The organism is Zhouia spongiae, assembly GCF_022760175.1.
GTDB classification, from domain to species: domain Bacteria; phylum Bacteroidota; class Bacteroidia; order Flavobacteriales; family Flavobacteriaceae; genus Zhouia; species Zhouia spongiae.
Window position 1 is genome coordinate 338470 of the sequence record NZ_CP094326.1, and the last position, 18256, is coordinate 356725.

The 18256-nt window shown below is 38.9% G+C and carries 11 protein-coding genes; all 11 read left to right on the forward strand.

What is annotated here, in order from left to right; genetic code table 11:
• Positions 1–139 precede the first annotated feature (139 nt).
• The 11 genes from MQE36_RS01590 to MQE36_RS01640 all read left to right on the forward strand — a co-directional run bounded on the left by MQE36_RS01590 (position 140) and on the right by MQE36_RS01640 (position 17841).
• Entirely contained in the window at positions 140–3022 is a 2883-nt protein-coding gene (locus tag MQE36_RS01590; RefSeq protein WP_242937454.1) for a fibronectin type III domain-containing protein, read from the forward strand.
• Positions 3019–3666: a hypothetical protein gene (locus tag MQE36_RS01595; RefSeq protein WP_242937455.1), complete on the forward strand. Its 648-nt coding sequence runs from the start codon at positions 3019–3021 to the stop codon at positions 3664–3666. The genes MQE36_RS01590 and MQE36_RS01595 overlap by 4 nt, the downstream gene beginning before the upstream one ends.
• A 151-nt stretch (positions 3667–3817) precedes the next feature.
• Positions 3818–4204: a lipocalin-like domain-containing protein gene (locus MQE36_RS01600; protein WP_242937456.1), complete on the forward strand. Its 387-nt coding sequence runs from the start codon at positions 3818–3820 to the stop codon at positions 4202–4204.
• Between the two features lie 188 nt (positions 4205–4392).
• Entirely contained in the window at positions 4393–9486 is a 5094-nt protein-coding gene (locus MQE36_RS01605; RefSeq protein ID WP_242937457.1) for a T9SS type A sorting domain-containing protein, read from the forward strand.
• Positions 9487–9494: 8 nt separating this feature from the next.
• Positions 9495–10856 (forward strand): PKD domain-containing protein, encoded by a 1362-nt coding sequence (locus MQE36_RS01610; protein ID WP_242937458.1) that lies wholly within the window; start codon positions 9495–9497, stop codon positions 10854–10856.
• Positions 10857–11044: 188 nt separating this feature from the next.
• On the forward strand, positions 11045–11404 hold the full coding sequence (locus MQE36_RS01615) for a four helix bundle protein (RefSeq protein ID WP_242937459.1): 360 nt from the start codon (positions 11045–11047) through the stop codon (positions 11402–11404).
• Positions 11405–11786: 382 nt separating this feature from the next.
• A complete protein-coding gene (locus tag MQE36_RS01620; protein ID WP_242937460.1) occupies positions 11787–13847 on the forward strand; it encodes a fibronectin type III domain-containing protein in 2061 nt (686 codons plus the stop codon).
• Between the two features lie 3 nt (positions 13848–13850).
• Positions 13851–16616 (forward strand): hypothetical protein, encoded by a 2766-nt coding sequence (locus MQE36_RS01625; RefSeq protein WP_242937461.1) that lies wholly within the window; start codon positions 13851–13853, stop codon positions 16614–16616.
• 2 nt (positions 16617–16618) lie between these two features.
• A complete protein-coding gene (locus MQE36_RS01630) occupies positions 16619–16867 on the forward strand; it encodes a hypothetical protein (protein WP_242937462.1) in 249 nt (82 codons plus the stop codon).
• A 60-nt stretch (positions 16868–16927) separates the two neighbouring features.
• On the forward strand, positions 16928–17275 hold the full coding sequence (locus MQE36_RS01635; protein ID WP_242937463.1) for a hypothetical protein: 348 nt from the start codon (positions 16928–16930) through the stop codon (positions 17273–17275).
• Positions 17272–17841, forward strand: coding sequence for a hypothetical protein (locus tag MQE36_RS01640; protein ID WP_242937464.1), 570 nt, complete (start codon positions 17272–17274; stop codon positions 17839–17841). The genes MQE36_RS01635 and MQE36_RS01640 overlap by 4 nt, the downstream gene beginning before the upstream one ends.
• Positions 17842–18256 lie beyond the last annotated feature (415 nt).

Consider the following 18256-nt stretch of genomic DNA (forward strand, 5'->3'; position numbering starts at 1 on the left):
CACTGCAATTTGCAAACTGCTCACTGCATTCTGCCTACTGCTATACTACCAACTATCAACCGCCCAGGTTTACCCGGTACAGGTTAACACTCTGCTGATACCTCCATACAGTTTAAAGTTATCGGATTATGCCACCACCATGAGCGAAAAGCTGATCGTTCAGGCCTTGATGATCGATGTCAATGAAACACGCCGTCAGCTACGTTTCCGGTTTTCCATTAAAGGCAACGGGCTTCAAATCCGGTCAAACGACTTTGTCATAGGGGCTGCTCCCATTTTTATAGATGGCGGGGTTCCACTCCGGCTGTCTAACCTTGACCTCCGGCCTTATTTTGAGTTACAAAATCTTAACGGCATTACCCCGCAGCAATATATCAATCCGTTGCCCGGTGGTAGCTACCAGTTCTGCTTTGAAGTATTCGACTGGGTGAGCGGACAACGATTGTCTAACCCTAACCTTGGATGCTTTAATGCCTTTTTGATTATTAACGATCCGCCGTTTTTGAACTTGCCACGGAGAGGCGATCTGGTAGCCTCTAAAAACCCGCAGAATATTCTGTTCAACTGGACACCACGCCACCTGAATGCCAGCGGAGTACAGTACGAATTTGAGCTAAGGGAGGTTTGGGACACCCAGATAGACCCACAGGCAGCTTTTTTGGCAAGTCCGAATCTCTATAGTACAACAACATTTAATACCACCCTGCTCTATGGCCCTGGCGAGACCACTCTGTTAGAGAACAAGACCTATGCCTGGAGGGTACGGGCAATAGTTACCGATGGGATTAGTGAAGCTTCAATATTCCACAATAATGGCTATAGTGAGATCTATTATTTCACTTATACAGCTGATTGTCAATCACCACAGTTTGCCCTGGCAAAGTCGTTGAGGACGAGTAGTGAAGAAATTACCTGGATGCCCGATCCCGACCATTTAAAATACAAGGTGCAATACCGTAAAAAAGGGGTGCGCGATGCCGTTTGGTTTGAGGTCAATGCCGTAAACCCATATACTACACTGCATAACCTGGAGCCGGGAACTACCTACAAATATCGGGTGGGCGGACAATGTACCCAGACAGTAGCAAATACCGAACCTCGTTTTAGCTATAATGCCGTACAGGAGTTTACCACCCCTACCAAAACGGAGGACAGTTACTACAATTGCGGGATTGCTCCCGAAGTTGCCATTACCAATCGGGAACCTCTGGACAACATCGGAGTAAACGAAGTGTTTACAGCCGGCGATTTCCCCGTAACCATAAAACAGGTAAATGGCGGTAACGGCACCTTTTCGGGACTGGGCTACATTGTTGTTCCCTACCTGGCCGATACCAAAATAGAAGTAGCATTTAAAAACATTGGTATCAATACCGATTACCAACTTTATAAAGGAAAACTCCGCACTACTTATGATGCGTCATGGGGAAATATGGATGATATACAGGATGAGCTTGATGCGGTAGGGTATCTTGTTACCGCACTTGGAGAAACTCTCGATGAGATTATTACTATCATTAAAGAAAATACAGACATCAACCAACAGGCCAATGTTTTTATAGAACTCATGCAAGAAACACTGGATGATCCTAACAACGGATTGAGCATAGGTGAACAGCAGAATCTTCAAACCTTTATAAATGATAAAGAGAAGGTCAAAGAGGCAATTAAGCAAGTAAAAGAAGATTTTGCCAGTGGAAAGAATGATGAATCTATAAAACAAAATCTGGTTTCTTCCTTCGCTCCGTCTTATACCGGTGTTGAAGATAATGAATCAATATCTGAAGAGGTAAAAATATTCTATTGCGATAGCATCATAAAGTTGAACAAGAGAAATATATTGATATCTGATTGCAACAAATTAAAGCTTGTTTATAAAAAAATAGATTCTTCAAATACAAAAACAGTAGACATACAATTAAAAATAACAACGAGCAACAATACAAAAAATAAAATTCTTCCAAGTAAAGATAACTGGAAAACTGTTAACTATAATGAAGTCTGGGAAATAGATTTAGAATCTATCCCACCCGGCGAATACACAGCTAATTTGAAAGTAAACGATTCTGTTTATAAGCATGAATTCTTAATACATGAAGAGTGTACCAGCGGATATTGCTGTACTGTTTGCGATAGGGATTTGACGGTTACGGTAACAAAATTGGAGGATCTTTTCAAAGGCTCAAAAAGTAAACAATTGACAGTAAATACAGCAGCAATTTTTACCAAGGCATTAAAAGATGGGGGTTTCACCACTTGTAAGCAACTTGCTCATTTTTTCTCTCAAATCAAATTGGAATGCAACAACTTTGAGGATTTTTTGGAAGGACATTGGTATCGATTGCTGAACATTTATAATACTTTCGGAGGACAAACAGGAAATAATACTATTGAAACCATATACTCTCAGTCTTTTTGGGATGATGAGAAATATATTGATTATATAAGTTCAAACAGGTGTCCATATCGATATGTTGATGAACCCGAAGATTCTATATCAACAAAGTATAAGGCTTCTATAGAAACAATAACCAAGTCAAGAAATGGATTTTCCATTATCTTTCCAGAATCATTTTCTAAAAGCAAAGACTCTACAGCAAGCTATGTATTAAAACGGATTAATGACAAGGTAAACGGAAAGAACCTACTCAATCTCGTATATAACAATAAAAATGGAAACAACACAGATGAGGACGGTTGGAAATATAGAGGAAGAGGAATCATACAATTAACAGGTAGAGAAAATTATAGAAGAGCTTCCGATAAAGCGAACAGTATTTATGGAACTACATTTGATTGGGAAAATAACCCTGAGCAATTAGAAAATGATATTGAATCTATAATATATTCGGCAACCTCCTGGTTCTTGAATAACTTCAAGCCCATATCTTCTTTGGATACTAAAACGTCTTCTCAAGTAACCAAAACGGTAAACACAAAAATGTTGCATAGCAAGGAGAGAAAAGAAAACTATGATCGATTAACTACTGATATTAAACTATATAAATGTAATGAACAATGAAAAAGATAAACTACAATAATTTTATTATGGCAATTTTAGCTGTTTTTTGCTATAAATGCAATGCCCAAGTTAGAGATACTACTTGCTACAAAAAAGCAAAGGGGTTTATAGAAAATAAATTGCCTGATGGAATCTGTATAAAAAAACATGAATTAATCTATGATTTTTTTGATAACATTGATTTCAATAATGATAGGATATCTGATGTTGCTATTGAAGTAGGAAATGATGGCTTAAAAAATGGAGATCAAACAATATTGGTAGTATACCGGTCAATTAACGACACAACTTACTCAAAGTTTAAAGAATTAGATAATGTGTACCCTATTTGGTTTGATAATTATAGCCGAAATATTGAACTGGAAGACCCAAAACTCAATGCCATAAAAGAAAAATATGAGGGGAGAAACCCACTTAGAAAATTGGAAATGGTGAATAATAGAATTATTCTGAATTTAAAATATGATGTTGGGTATGAATATATCTATGAATTTACATTTAATAATGAAAAACAAGATTGGCTTTTATCCAAATATATTATTTGGGATTTAAATGAAAATATAAAAAGCGAGGAGGATAATGGTTATTTGAATACCTCTGTTTCTGAATTTAATTATTTCAAGTTTATAACGGGAGAATATTAGAAAAAGAAAAATTCAATACAACAACCACCCCCAAAAGGTAAAGGTGTGGGCCCGTTGGGAAGGTTTAAACGAACAAACCGCACAAAAATTAAATTATTAAATACAATTTATTATGAAAAAGTTAATGTACTTATGCTTAATGCTAACCGCAATGCCTTTAATCTCTTGTAGTAGTGATGATGAAGGCAATTGGGATGACCCTATTACAGCAAGATGGCAATTGACAGCTGAGAAAGAAATTATAGATGAGGAAGAAGTTGATTTGAATATTTCAGATTGCAGAAAAGAATCAAGATTGCAATTATATGGAGACGGGCAAGCTGTAATAGTAGAGTATTCAGATTCAGGTGATGGGTCCTGTGCTTTTGATGGGAGTTCTCATGAAAAATGGGAAAAAAGAGGTGATAATATCTACGTATTTGTGTATAAAAATGGAAATGAAAGAGTAGGGGAATTTACATTTAATGAAAACACATTAACAATACATTTCAATGGTGAAAATATCATATACGTATACACCATGACAGAAGATTATTAATGGTCTCCAAAACTCTCCCATCCCTATGACAATATCTTAGTTCTGTGTTACTAAATGCTGACTGGACTTGACCTAGCAAAAAAGAAATCGGCAAAGAGGAGGTATAAGAAGGTTAAATTGTATGAGACCATGACAGGCCAGAATTTTATAGCGTTTAATTAGAAACTATAGACATAAAAATAAATGGTATGAAGAAATTTTTACTCTTAGCATACTTTTTGTGCTTTTTTGCTACTTGTTTGTTTGGTCAGTCCTCGCGCATCGAAATATCCAATTTTAAGTATCGGGTTCGGGGAGATGAAAAAATATGTGAGACATACGTAAAGCTAACAGCATATTTTAAAGACAAAGCACCGGTAGTATTTTTTCATGAGTATTATGGGGAAGGGACTTTTACTTCACCTAAACCAAAAACTGAATATTTACTTTCTGGAGAAATTACTATGGTTCATGTATATGCCTATACCCATGAAAAAAGGGGAGGTCGCACTTGTGGTAGCGGAAAAGGAACAAAAATAGCTCAGGATAATTATATAGACTTGTCTAGTACATCTTGTAAGATAGGATCATATCATGATTATGTAAGGAACGGAGGTGAATTTGAAGCAGAAAATGAACTATGGTTTGATTATAAAATAAGTGCAAATGTTAAATTAAAAGACCCAGGAGCCGGAAATATTATAGGATTTGACGATTCATTTAATGTATCTGTAACTTCCGATTCAGATGGATTTAATTCTTCAGTTTATAATTGGCAATATAATGTAGTAAATCCATATTATGAAAGTTACTGGATTAATATGCCATGGTATACGGATTCTAAGGGAAATCCTTCTTTTGATATAATACCTAATATTTTTCTGGATGAGGCTGATATTAATAAAAAGGTATATTTTAGGATAAAAACATGTTCCGGTATTACTTCTGATAATTTTATTGAATATGATTTAAGGAAATCAGCACCTAAAATAAAAGGAACTGAATATATAAACCCTGAATGTTTTGGTGAAAACGGACAGGTAAAAATATATTTTGAGCGAAATCTAGATACCGGAGAATCGATAAGTTATGTACTTTATGACAAGACGGTAATTGTAGGCTATGTTGATGGTGAACCCATTTACCAACCCATTCGTAATAATGACGGAGATCCAATAGAAAGTTTTGGAGAGGATAGTAATGGATACTTTCTATTAATTGAGGATTTAGTTCCCAGTCAGCTTTATTATTTTGAAATGATAGGGTATGGAACAAACCATAATGGTAATGACGATTCAATGTATGAAGGGAAAATTATGTATACCGATGGCGAAAACCACAGTACAGATATTGAAGTAACCCCCACTCCACCGGTAGAATTCACCATAAACAAAGAAGATATAAGCTGTAACGGAGCTGCTGATGGAAAAATACACTTGTCGGCTACAGGAGGACTCACAGATCAGTATCAATACATCATGTATGATGATATCGGAAATGTTATTGATAACTGGACCAGCTTTTCAAACGGAACTGCTTATACCATCGCTATCGCAAACGGCGGAAAATATACGCTAAAGGTAATGGATTCAAATGGGTGTATGGCAATAGATTATGTCAAAGACCCCTCGACTGGCGAAATACAAGAGTTGGGTGAACAAATAGAAGAAATCACTATTATTGAACCTGAAATCTTAGTGGTTACTAAAAACGGAGAACCTACGAATCCTAAAGCCTTCGGGTTTACCGATGGTGGTATTTATATTAAAGTGACCGGGGGTACGCCGATCGGTGGAAATAGTTATAATATATCCTGGAAAGATAAAAAAGATAATTCCTATACGGGATCGAATTCGAAAATGGAAAACAATTATTTTTATCAGGATCTTCTGAACATCGGAGCAGGTACTTATACAGCAACTATTACTGATACTAATGGATGTGAAACAGCTATTGAAATAACTCTTTCTGAACCGGATAAACTGGAGCTGACCATAGAAGAAACCAACCCCATCTCCTGTAATTCGGCTAACTCCGACGATGAGTTTAAACTGGAAGACGGACAGTTAACGGCAACGGCGTCGGGAGGAACAGCTCCCTATATTTATACCTGGAAAAAGAAAAAAACAGACGGCAGCTGGGAAATACTTAAAACCACTTCAAAGATCAGTACACCAAGTACCCTCGATTATTTGGGACAGGGTGAATATGCGGTAAACATCAAAGATGTCAATAACATTGTTTTAGGGGAATATACATATAACGAATGGATAAAAGATACAGATTCTATCCACCACTTAAAAGAACCAAATCCGATTGCAATCACATTTACCAAGGAAGATGTGTATTGTAAAGGAGGCAATAATGGCTGGATTCAGGCCACGGTGACAGGTGGAACACTAAAGAATGGGGAAGATTACATCTTGCAATGGAGCAATGGAGAATCCACCACGAGGATTGAAAACCTATATGCAGGGTCTTATACCTTATCTGTTACCGATAGTAACGGCTGTTACCGGGAAGAAACCATCACCATAGATGAACCTGCCGATCCGCTACAACTCAATTACACCGAATACAAGCAACCGTCGGCCGCCGGACTTACCGATGGCTATATAGAAGCCACTATAACAGGGGGAACCTCAGACAATACCGGAGCATATACCTATGTCTGGATGGATGATCAGGGAAATAACCTGAACAGTAAAGTCATTGCTGCCGTGGAAGCTACTGGTTATGTGATCACCCTGAACAACATCGGAAAAGGGAGTTATTACCTGACCATTACTGATGCCAACTACAACAAAACCACCATCAACTCCGGTTGTACCATAGAAAACGATAAATTCGAAATGGATGAACCCGATCCGCTGAAACTCTCTGTCGAAGAAACACTGGCCATTTCCTGTAATGCCCTGAACGAGTACGGTAACCCATACTCCGATGGTGAACTTACTGCCCATGTCACAGGAGGTGTATGGTTGCAACCATCGGATAATGGCGGGCTCCCCTACTATTATACCTGGAAGAAAAAGGATGAGAATGGCAACTGGAATGTATTGGCAAACCAAACCGACAGTATTGCCGGCAATCTCGATGCAGGGGAATATGCCGTAAATATCATGGATGCCAATGGCATTATACTGGGAATTTATAAAAACAATGTCCTCGACCAGGCTACCGACAGCCTGTATACCCTGGAAGAACCGCCCTTACTGGAACTTACCTCTACACAACAAAATGTGTATTGCCATCAGGGAAGCGACGGTTGGGCTGAAGTAAATATTAGCGGTGGTACACCGCCTTATCAAACCGACTGGTCGAATGGTGATACTACCCTAAAAACCGAACATCTGAATGCGGGTACTTATACCGTATTCGTTACCGATAGCCGGGGATGTGAGGCCATGACAGAAGTAACAATTACCGAGCCCGAAACCTCTGTAATGATCACCTATCCGGCCTATGGCAGGCCGACCTCTATCGGGGCTTCCGATGGCTTTATTGAAGCACGGGTTACCGGTGGAACCTCTTTTGATGACGGTACTTATACTTATGTCTGGACAGACGAAGACGGCAACAACCTGAATGCCCGGACCAATACAACGGTGACAGCAAGTGGGCACACCATCCGTCTCGAAAACATAACGGCAGGTACTTACTATTTGACAGCCTATGATAAGAATTATGAAATAGCCACCACCAAAGAAGGCTGTACCTTTACCGAAAGTGAATTTATTATCTACGAGCCTATAGAAGCTACTATTGAAGTGTATGTGCCGATCTCCTGTAACCAAAACAATGAATATGAAGATCCGTTTAGCGACGGAGCATTGGTAGCTCATGTAGAAGGAGGTGTTCCCTATAGTAACGGCCTTCCATATATTTATCACTGGAAAAAGCAGAACGATCAGGGTATCTGGGAAGAGCTTACCGACCAGCCCGACAGCATTGCCTACGACCTCAGCAACGGACATTATGCTCTGAATGTGGAAGATTCAAGAGGCTCCGTGATGGGTGTTTATGAAGGCGACTTACTTATAAAAGCCATAGACAGCACTTTTTATTTTGAAGAGCCCGAACTGTTGCAGCTAAGTTTTACCACCACCGAGATCAATTGTGATACCGGGAATGACGGAACGGCAGAAGTACACATAACCGGAGGTATTGCCCCATACAATATCCGCTGGTCTAACGGAGCAACCACGGCTAAAGTAGAAAACCTGATCGCAGGCACCTATTTTGTGTTTGTTACCGATAGCCGGGGATGTGAGGTAACGGGCAGCGTAATAGTAGAACAGCCCGGTGGGTTACAATTAGACATAGCCGAACAAATACCACCTACCTGCTACCAGGGGTCGGATGGAAGCATTACCATAAATGTAAGTGGTGGGGTAGCCCCATATCAATACCACTGGAATACCGGAAACACAACAAATAAGATAGGAAACCTTCCTGCCGGTATCTATACCCTAAAGGTTACCGATGTACAGGGATGTATCGGTTTTACTGAAATATCCCTCGAAGCTCCTGAACCGGTTGTGGTTGACCTTGGACAAGGCCGTACATTATGTAATGAACAGGAAGTCATATTGGATATTACTATTGATGATGCCGGAGCACAATACCTTTGGGAATCGGATAACGGTTTTAGCAGTACCGATGCTGTGGTTACCCTAACAACACCAGGTACCTATACCGCTACGGTAACCACTTCTGAAGGCTGTATCGGTAAAGACCAGATAGAGGTGAAAGCTTCCAACAATGACATCGATGCCCATTTTCTACTGGCATCACAGGCCTTCACAGGCGATGAAGTGATCCTTGTCAATGTGAGTGATCCGCTTAGTGAAGTGGTGGAATGGTCTGTTCCTGAAGGTGTCGAAACCATATCCCAAAGTCACGAAGCCATCATCTTAAAATTCGATAAAAAAGGAAAATACGATATCACTTTACGATCGTTCGAGGGAGAATGTTATCAGGATCATACTAAATCGATTATTGTGGAAGAGGCTACCGAGCTTGTGGACATAGGTGATACAGAAGAACCTTTTATTAAGGAATTTATCGTATATCCGAATCCATCCAACGGAAACTTTACAGTAAAAGTAACACTCTCCGAACAGAGTGATGCCTCTTTACGATTGATCAGCATGCTTACAGCACAGGTAAGCAGTGAAAAAAGATTACTCAATAGCAGTGAATATGAAGAGAATTATCAACTGATGCTTCCTTCGGGGACATATATCCTCCTGTTGGAAACACCCAAAGGAACTAAAATACGGAAAGTGATTATTGAATAGAATAGAAGATGTATAAGTATATCAGGTATATAACATTATTTATTATAACGGTAGTCTCTTGCACCAAGGAACAGTCCGTTCCCGTAAAAGTGGATTTTGAACTTTTGGTGGAGAACGATGATTATTCTGTTCCGGTACAAATCAAGATCCATAACAAGACCACCGGAGCAGATGCTTACCAATGGACCATAGACGGTACTAACGCTAACCTGTCCAAAACCAGCCGTAATCCGGGTACGGCTTTATACGAGAAATCAGGGATCTATGCCATAAAATTATATGCTTCCAATCAGGACGGACAAGAAGATAGTAGTGAAATGTCCATAGAGATTTTCGATGCCGTCGCCGTAGATTTTGAAGCAGGTCTGGCAGGCAACAACTTCTCCCCTGCCGAAATACAGATCACCAATACCACAGAAGGTACCACTTTTTACCGTTGGCAGTTTGAAGGCGGACAGCCGGAATATTCTGATATGCAACATCCGGAAAATGTTGTTTTTACTACTCCGGGAGAACATACCATTACCCTTACAGCCGGTACCGGATTTGAAGAATTCACCACCAGCAAGACCATTACCGTGGCGCCATATCTGGAAGCTGATTTCGATTGGGAAGTGGCTTTTGAAGATGATGATTACCAGGTTCCGGTTACCATGACCATGATGAATAACTCGGTAAGTGCCACCTCTTATAAGTGGACTTTTGAAAACGGGTCGCCAGTGACATCTATGGAAGAAAATCCATCTATAGTCTTTAATGCCCCGGGAGAACATACCATTACCCTGGAAGCGACCAATGGAAAAGAAACAAAAATCATATCCAAGACTATTGAGGTATATCCGAATACCAATTTAAGGCTGTTTAATGATATTTCCTTGGGGATCAATACCGCTCATAATTCAAATAACAAAGGAGCATTTTTTTCAACCGTTACACGAGAAGTGTACACCAAAGACCAGGTAAATGAAACCAACGGTCCGCTGATCGACCTGGTGTTTTTTGGACTGGATGAAGCCTTTAGCTATAACAAATTTGTAGCTCCCGATAAAGTGGCTGAAGGAACCACTTTTCAGGCTGTTCCGGGGGCAACCCATACTAAATTCATCAATAGTCAGGAGCAATGTGGGTGTAGCACTTCAATGACATCTACTGAATTTGATACGATGACAGATGACAGTTTGTTACAAATACTGACCATTGAAGAAACCAATGGCGGACTACAGCATTTTACCGGAGAGACCATCCCGAGGATTATCCTCTTTGAAACCGCTGATGGACGAAAAGGAGCTATCAAGATAAAGGAATACCATCCACAGGGACAGGACTCTTATATCATAGCAGATATTAAAGTACAGAAAGAAAAACAGTAAGCAGCTTGCAGTCCTTATAATAGGCAGTAAACAATAGGCAATAGATGATGATAGGTTGATTATTAAAATACAAAAAAAAGAAAAACAGTAGGCAGGTTGCAGTCGGCAGTATTCAGTACTCAATATATAATGGATAATAGAATAGAACCAATATAAGATAAGAATAGGTGTTACAATAAATTATAAAAATGAATTTTAGGGAATTAATGGCATATCAAAAAGCATTTGAGTTAGCGATGGATATATTCCGGATAACAAAAGGGTTTCCAAAGGAAGAACGCTATTCATTGACCGACCAGATACGCCGAAGCTCCCGTTCTGTTTGTGCCAACTTAGGGGAAGGTTACCGAAAAAGAGTATATATTAAACATTTTATGACAAAACTATCCGATGCAGATATGGAAAATTCAGAGACTCAGGTATGGTTAGATTTTGCTTTGCACTGTAAATATATAACGCACGGGATTTATGATAATCTCATTAAGAGTTCAGAAGAAATAGGGAAACTACTCGGTTTCATGCTTCAAAACCCTGATAAATTCAAATAAAAAACGAATGAAAATAGTCATCAACATATTAAAACATCTGTTAGCTAAGCTACTGTCCACTTCACGCAGTACATTGCCCGCTACAACCCGTGTGCTGCCGACTGCAACCCGCAACCCGCTTACTACCGACTGTAATCTACATACTGCATACTGCCGACTGAATATTGCTGACTGCGTACTATCTACTGCCGACTGCCGACTGCGTACTATCTACTGTAAACTGCGTACTGCCTACTACTCACTGAAGACTACACTCTGTATACTGCTTACTACCTGCTGTCTACTGGTTTCTGTAAAAACAACAGCCCAGGTTTACCCGGTACAGGTCAACACTCAGCTGATACCTCCATACACTTTAAAGTTATCGGATTATGCCACCACCATGAGCGAAAAGCTGATCGTTCAGGCCTTGATGATCGATGTCAATGAAACAAGCCGTCAGCTACGTTTCCGGTTTTCTATTAAAGGCAACGGGCTTCAAATCCGGTCAAACGACTTTGTCATTGGAGCAGCCCCCATTTTTATCGACGGCGGGGTACCCCTCCGGTTATCCAATCTCGATCTTCGTCCTTATTTTGAATTACAAAACCTCAGTGGTATTACTCCACAACAATACAACAATCCATTGCCCGATGGCAATTACCAGTTTTGCTTTGAAGTATTCGACTGGGTGAGTGGACAGCGATTGTCCAACCCTAACCTGGGATGTTTTAATGCCTTTTTGATTATTAACGACCCTCCTTTTTTGAACTTGCCACGAAGAGGCGATCTGGTAGCCTCTAAAAACCCGCAGAATATTCTGTTCAACTGGACACCCCGCCACCTGAATGCCAGCGGAGTACAGTACGAATTTGAGCTAAGGGAGGTTTGGGACACCCAGATAGACCCACAGGCTGCTTTTTTGGCAAGTCCGAATCTCTACAGCACGACAACATTTAATACCACCCTGCTCTATGGCCTTGGCGAGACCACTCTGTTAGAGAACAAGACCTATGCCTGGAGGGTACGGGCGGTGGTCACCGATGGTATCAGCGAAGCTTCAATATTCCGCAATAATGGCTATAGTGAGATCTATTATTTCACTTATACAGCTGATTGTCAATCACCACAGTTTGCCCTGGCAAAGTCGTTGAGTACGAGTAGTGAAGAAATTACCTGGATGCCCGATCCCGACCATTTAAAATACAAGGTGCAATACCGTAAAAAAGGGGTGCGCGATGCTGTTTGGTTTGAGGTCAATGCCGTAAACCCATATACTACACTGCATAACCTGGAGCCTGGAACTACCTACGAATATCGGGTGGGCGGACAATGTACCCAGACAGTAGCAAATACCGAACCCCGTTTTAGCTATAATGCCATACAGGAGTTTACCACCCCTACCAAAACAGAGGACAATTACTACAATTGCGGAATTGCTCCCGAAGTTGCCATTACCAATCGGGAACCTCTGGACAACATCGGAGTAAACGAAGTGTTTACAGCCGGCGATTTCCCCGTAACCATAAAACAGGTAAATGGCGGTAACGGCACCTTTTCGGGGCTGGGCTACATTGTTGTTCCCTACCTGGCCGATACCAAAATAGAAGTAGCATTTAAAAACATCGGTATCAATACCGATTACCAACTTTATAAAGGAAAACTCCGCACTACTTATGATGCGTCATGGGGAAATATGGATGATATACAAGATGAGATCGATGCAGTGGTGGAATTGGGAAATACAATATCAGAACTACTCAACCTGGACATCGATAAAACCACCAAGGAAAATATTGAAGCATTGGTCAATGCCCTATTGGAAGATCTCAAGGATGAAGACCTACCACAGGAATTAACATCGCAAGTGGAAGAAGCTACAAATGATATGATCGATGCCAAAGAACGTTATGATGAAGCTGTTTCTAACGGAGATACCCAGGCTGCAAATCAGGCTCAACAGGACTTCCATAATGCACAACAAAACCTTAATGAAGCAAATGAGGAAATAGAGAAGATAAAGAAAGAAACAGCCGATCTTCTTAAAAAGGCTATAACCGAACTCTACAGAGACGGAAAAGATCTGGAAGCAGAAAACAACGAACGTTATAACCAACATTTATTGGATTTTCAAGTTGATGACGCTGAAAACGATAATGATCTATTAATCGTTGAAACCAATGAAACAGATCTAAGTGTAAACACAAATGACAGCACTGAAAGCTTTACGGATATGGAAGAACAATACGCATCATACCTGTTTGCTATGATGTTGCAAGAGGAAAATGGAAATGAGTTTGCAAAATTCATTGAGCTTTCCAAACAGATCAACCTCGATTTCATAAAAATCATCAGTCAAATGAAACAAGATGGACAGGTCGACAACGAGATTATTAATGTTTTAAAAAACCATTTAAGATCGGCCTTCACACAAATATTGTTACAGCCTTATTTAAAAAGATAATCGATGAAAAAGATACTTTATTATATATTCCTGCTCATATGTTCATTTAAAACTTTCGGAACTGAACTCCATGGAGATCGGTCATTAATTGAGGATGCGGCTGCCCAGATTGATTATTTGTTTTATCGTAATGGTAAAATTGAAAAGACTGGCTCTAAAGAGCAAAAATGGTATATCTACTTTTTAGGAGAGAATGCAGAAACCTTACAATATATCATAGAAAGGAATAATGGTGTTGCTTACAAAAACTTTTCAGAAGATTATCTGAAAAACCTGAATAACCTGCTCACAGAAATAAACACTTCTTCTGAAGTTGCCATGTATGTTGGACTTACCGATTATACCAATCCGATTGTTTTACCATTTTTCCCTGCCGGTGGTACGGTACAGGAAAAGATTGAATCACTACGAAACAGTCTTGATCAGGCGCAAAATATACAAGAAGTAAGTGAGGCAGATATCAATATAGGAGTAGAGAATTTAAAAAAGTATAAAAAAACCTTTGGGGATATTGTCGATGGTATATATAAGGAATCTGTATTACCGGAGTTAGGGGGTAAGGATTATATATTGCCGGTATCTGTTTATCACAATATCACTGTAAATAAATTTCCAAAAAACTATCATTCTATTGTAATAAAACGGTCTGAAACCCTTAAAGAAAGAGATGCAGAGTTTCATAATTTAAAGAAATCAAACACTCCGCCTTTTGGCAGTACCAACGATGAACGATCGATTGCCAATACTGTCAATACCTACCAAAAAATACTTTCCGGTAATTACGAGTTACCGGTAGTAGATGTTCCAATTGCAAAACCGTTTGAACTTACTTTATGTGATTATCTCCCCGAAGATAGTAAGGTAGATCAGTATGGAGTGAAAGAAGCTGTCAAAAGATTAAATACCGCTTATCAAAGGCGTAATGCCATTACCGATATAGAAACGCCGCGGAGTAAAGGCGATTTTTACCATCTGGTGAATGTTTCGGAAGGAGATTTAAGTGGAAAAACAGAGGTTATAGAGGACAAACTATACCTGTTAAAACAAAAAACAGGGATTGACTTTTATGTGGTATTTCAACCCGTAGCTACAAAAATGAACGACAATGCACGGGAAGAATTTGCTAAGCAAGTATTGGAAGAAAGCGATTTAAAAGGAAATAGTAATACTGTTTTGATAACAGTTCCTTTTTTAGACATTTCTCCTACAGCCAGTCTCACTACTCTTAGCTGCGTACAACCGGGATTTGCCCAAAGTTCATCTTCTTTAATTACCTCTCAAAACTTTAAAGAAGCTTCTGATTTGTTTAACTATGTGCTAGTAGCTTTTTCTGAAATTGAAAAACCTTTATTTGTTAAGCGATACTTTTTAAAAGCTAACGGAGAGCTTGTGAATTATGAAGTAAAAACCCAAGAAGGGAAAAGACTCAGGGGATATCCTTATATGAATCAAGTAGAGTTTTATGACAGCCCGAATCGATTTGCAATCAAACTATTGCAAGAATCAATTAGGCAATCCAAATTAAACTATTATAAAGACTTAAACAAAGAAAATTTAGAAGCCTTTATAAGACTACGTGAAAGTTGGGTAATTTCGTTGAATGATATATTGACAAAAGCTGAGCAAGAAGAAACCAATGCTTTTAATACCAACGATATAAGCTATTGGAAAGAACAAGAAATTGAAATAGGTAAACTCAGGGAATTTTATTGTAAAGACCCTTCTATAACCAATACCTATGTAGCTTCTAATATAAAAGGTAGTTACCTTGAAAGTTGGAAGGTATTGTTTGCAAGATCGAACATAGAGTCTGAACATTTGTACGATTTTGATGTATGGACAGTGGTAGACCAAACTATCTATAATTCCCTTGATGTAATAAGTTTAATACCTAAAGCAGATTTATTCACAGATTTAGCAGGAACCCTTTATGCTGGTCTTAGGGGCGATTTGGAAAACGAGGTCATTTATTCAGTTTCTTTGGCTATTCCCTTTGTAGGAGCAGCTTACATAAAGCAGATAAAAAATGCAGATGAGTTTTATGCTATAGTAGCCAAAAATATAGGAGATGATATAACATTTGAGGTTAAAAAACTTACAGAAATAAATGCCAGTGAAGTACAGGTTTCAACAATCCTAACCAGTGATAAAGTAATTGCTGAAAAAATTGCCAAGGAGGATTTAGAGAAGCATGTAGATAAGGATGGGATTAGAAGGTTGATGACTGGTAGTGAGAAATTGGCAGACAACCTTTCTGGAACTTTAAAAAATACTTATGATAATTTGATTAAAGCAGGCTATCATACAACAGATGATGGAATATCAATTATTTTCAAAAATGCAGATGATTTACCGATAGCTAAAATTAGTGAGGATGCTTTTCACATTAAAATACCTTATGACAATGGATGGGCGACACAATCCAACACCGAGCTTTCCAGACAAATTTATTCATCGGTACAGCAGGAAAGAAAAGTGTATAGGTTAGGGACATTAAATAGAAGTCAAGCCGGGGAAGCTCAATTCTGGTCTCCTGAAAATCCATACTCTTATGAAAGTATATGGGAATACGCCGATAAATATGGAATCCCACATGAGAATTTAAAAGGGGATAATATCTTTTTTGAAATAGGTTTAATTCCTGATAATGTACCCTTTATAACAAGAGAAGCACCAGGAATGGGAAATAATTTAGGCGGAGCAATCGAAGTTGTTACCCCTGAAAAATCTATTAAGTTGGAATCATTTAGTACAGTTAAATTTGATTAATTATGAGCAATTGGATTGAAGATTTAAGAGAAATATATAAAATCTTAGAAAAACATGGGTTTTATCAGTTGAAAGAAGAACTTTTCGAAACACAGTTATCTGGAGGTACTGGATGGGAGATATTTCTTTTAGTAACTACAAAGTTACGAGATATTGAGTATAAGAACCCTGAGGTGTATGAATTAATTAAAAAAAAATCAGATAGTATTTTCGATTTCGGGATTAAAAATGGCTTTCTGAAAAAAAAATAAGTTATACACCCCTAGTTCTGCAAAATATCATGCTCGCACTAGTGGAAGGATAAATTTTATGTGGTAGAGTATGAAAATGTAGTAAAAGGTAAACCAACTCCTAATCCTGGCGGTTTTGGAACCAAAGAATCAATTAGTACCATTAAGGAGTTAAGGGAAAAGCTGGCAGTATTGGAAAAATGGAAAGATCCAATGGAGGATGTATTGGTTATTAGGGAATATGAAGTGATAAACCCTATACGAGCCAGAACGGGAACCATAGGCCCTCAGTTAGAAAAAACAGGTGTAAATGCAGGGGCAACCTATTCTGGAGGCGCTCATCAATATGAGTTTTACGATTATTTGGGTAATAATAATTGGAAAAAATTTGTGAAATGTATAGATGATAACGGTATAAAATTAAAATGATGATTAAAGACTTTAGTATAGTAGATAAAAATGGGTTGTCATATGAAACTACATGGAATAATGACAATGTTAAAGTAAAGGAAACTTTAAAGAATAGGGAAAACCCTGAAACCAAAAGATTGATAAAGTTAGTAAGTCAAGAGTACAATGTGGGAATAAAGTGGGTATATGAGGACAAAGAGATCGTATTGATTAATAACGATGTTATTTTCGGTTGTCCATCTATAGATATGCAATATGTTATAGCAATTTATTCCGGTGACCAAACAGAATATATTCCTCCAAATAATGCGGTAATCTATAATGCAGATGGGAGTATCCATAAAGTTTTGAGTGTACCGCTTTTAATCTCTGATGCTGCTAAAAACCAAGGTTGGTATAAAAGGCAACCCGATACGACCATTGGTTTTACAGGAGTAGATTGGAAAACGAATAGTAAAGGAGAAAAGGTTGTAGTTATAGAAATTTCTGATCATTATTATAGAATAATGAAAGAATTCAGGGTGCTTAACCCCGAAACAGGAGAATTTGGTGAGTGTATAGGTTCTAGAATTGAATACAAATAAATGGCTAGCGTATTGAATTCAATCCTAGCTCCGCAAAGTCTCCCCACGCTGGTGCGCGATTGTATCGCGTTCCTTAACATAGTAAACTACCTCGGGGCAAGCCCACGAGAGGGCCAAGCGTAAAGAAAAGGTCTGGTAGACCTTTTTAGCGATGGAGCCAGCTGGCGCATGGCAAAACATTTCGACGCAAGTCCAATGAAATTCCGTCAGGACTATTTCACAAGGGCAAGCCCGCCTGTCCGCCCGGTTCCGGTACGGACGGGAATGACTTTAGTCGGGCAGGCGTCGGAGCTCCCGATAGCTATCGGGATAAATCTCGATTATCGAGTAAAGGTATGGTCGAAATCGAACTTATGGATAATAAAATTATAGATGTTTTAAAATCATCATCAATAAACAATTATGATAAGTACTA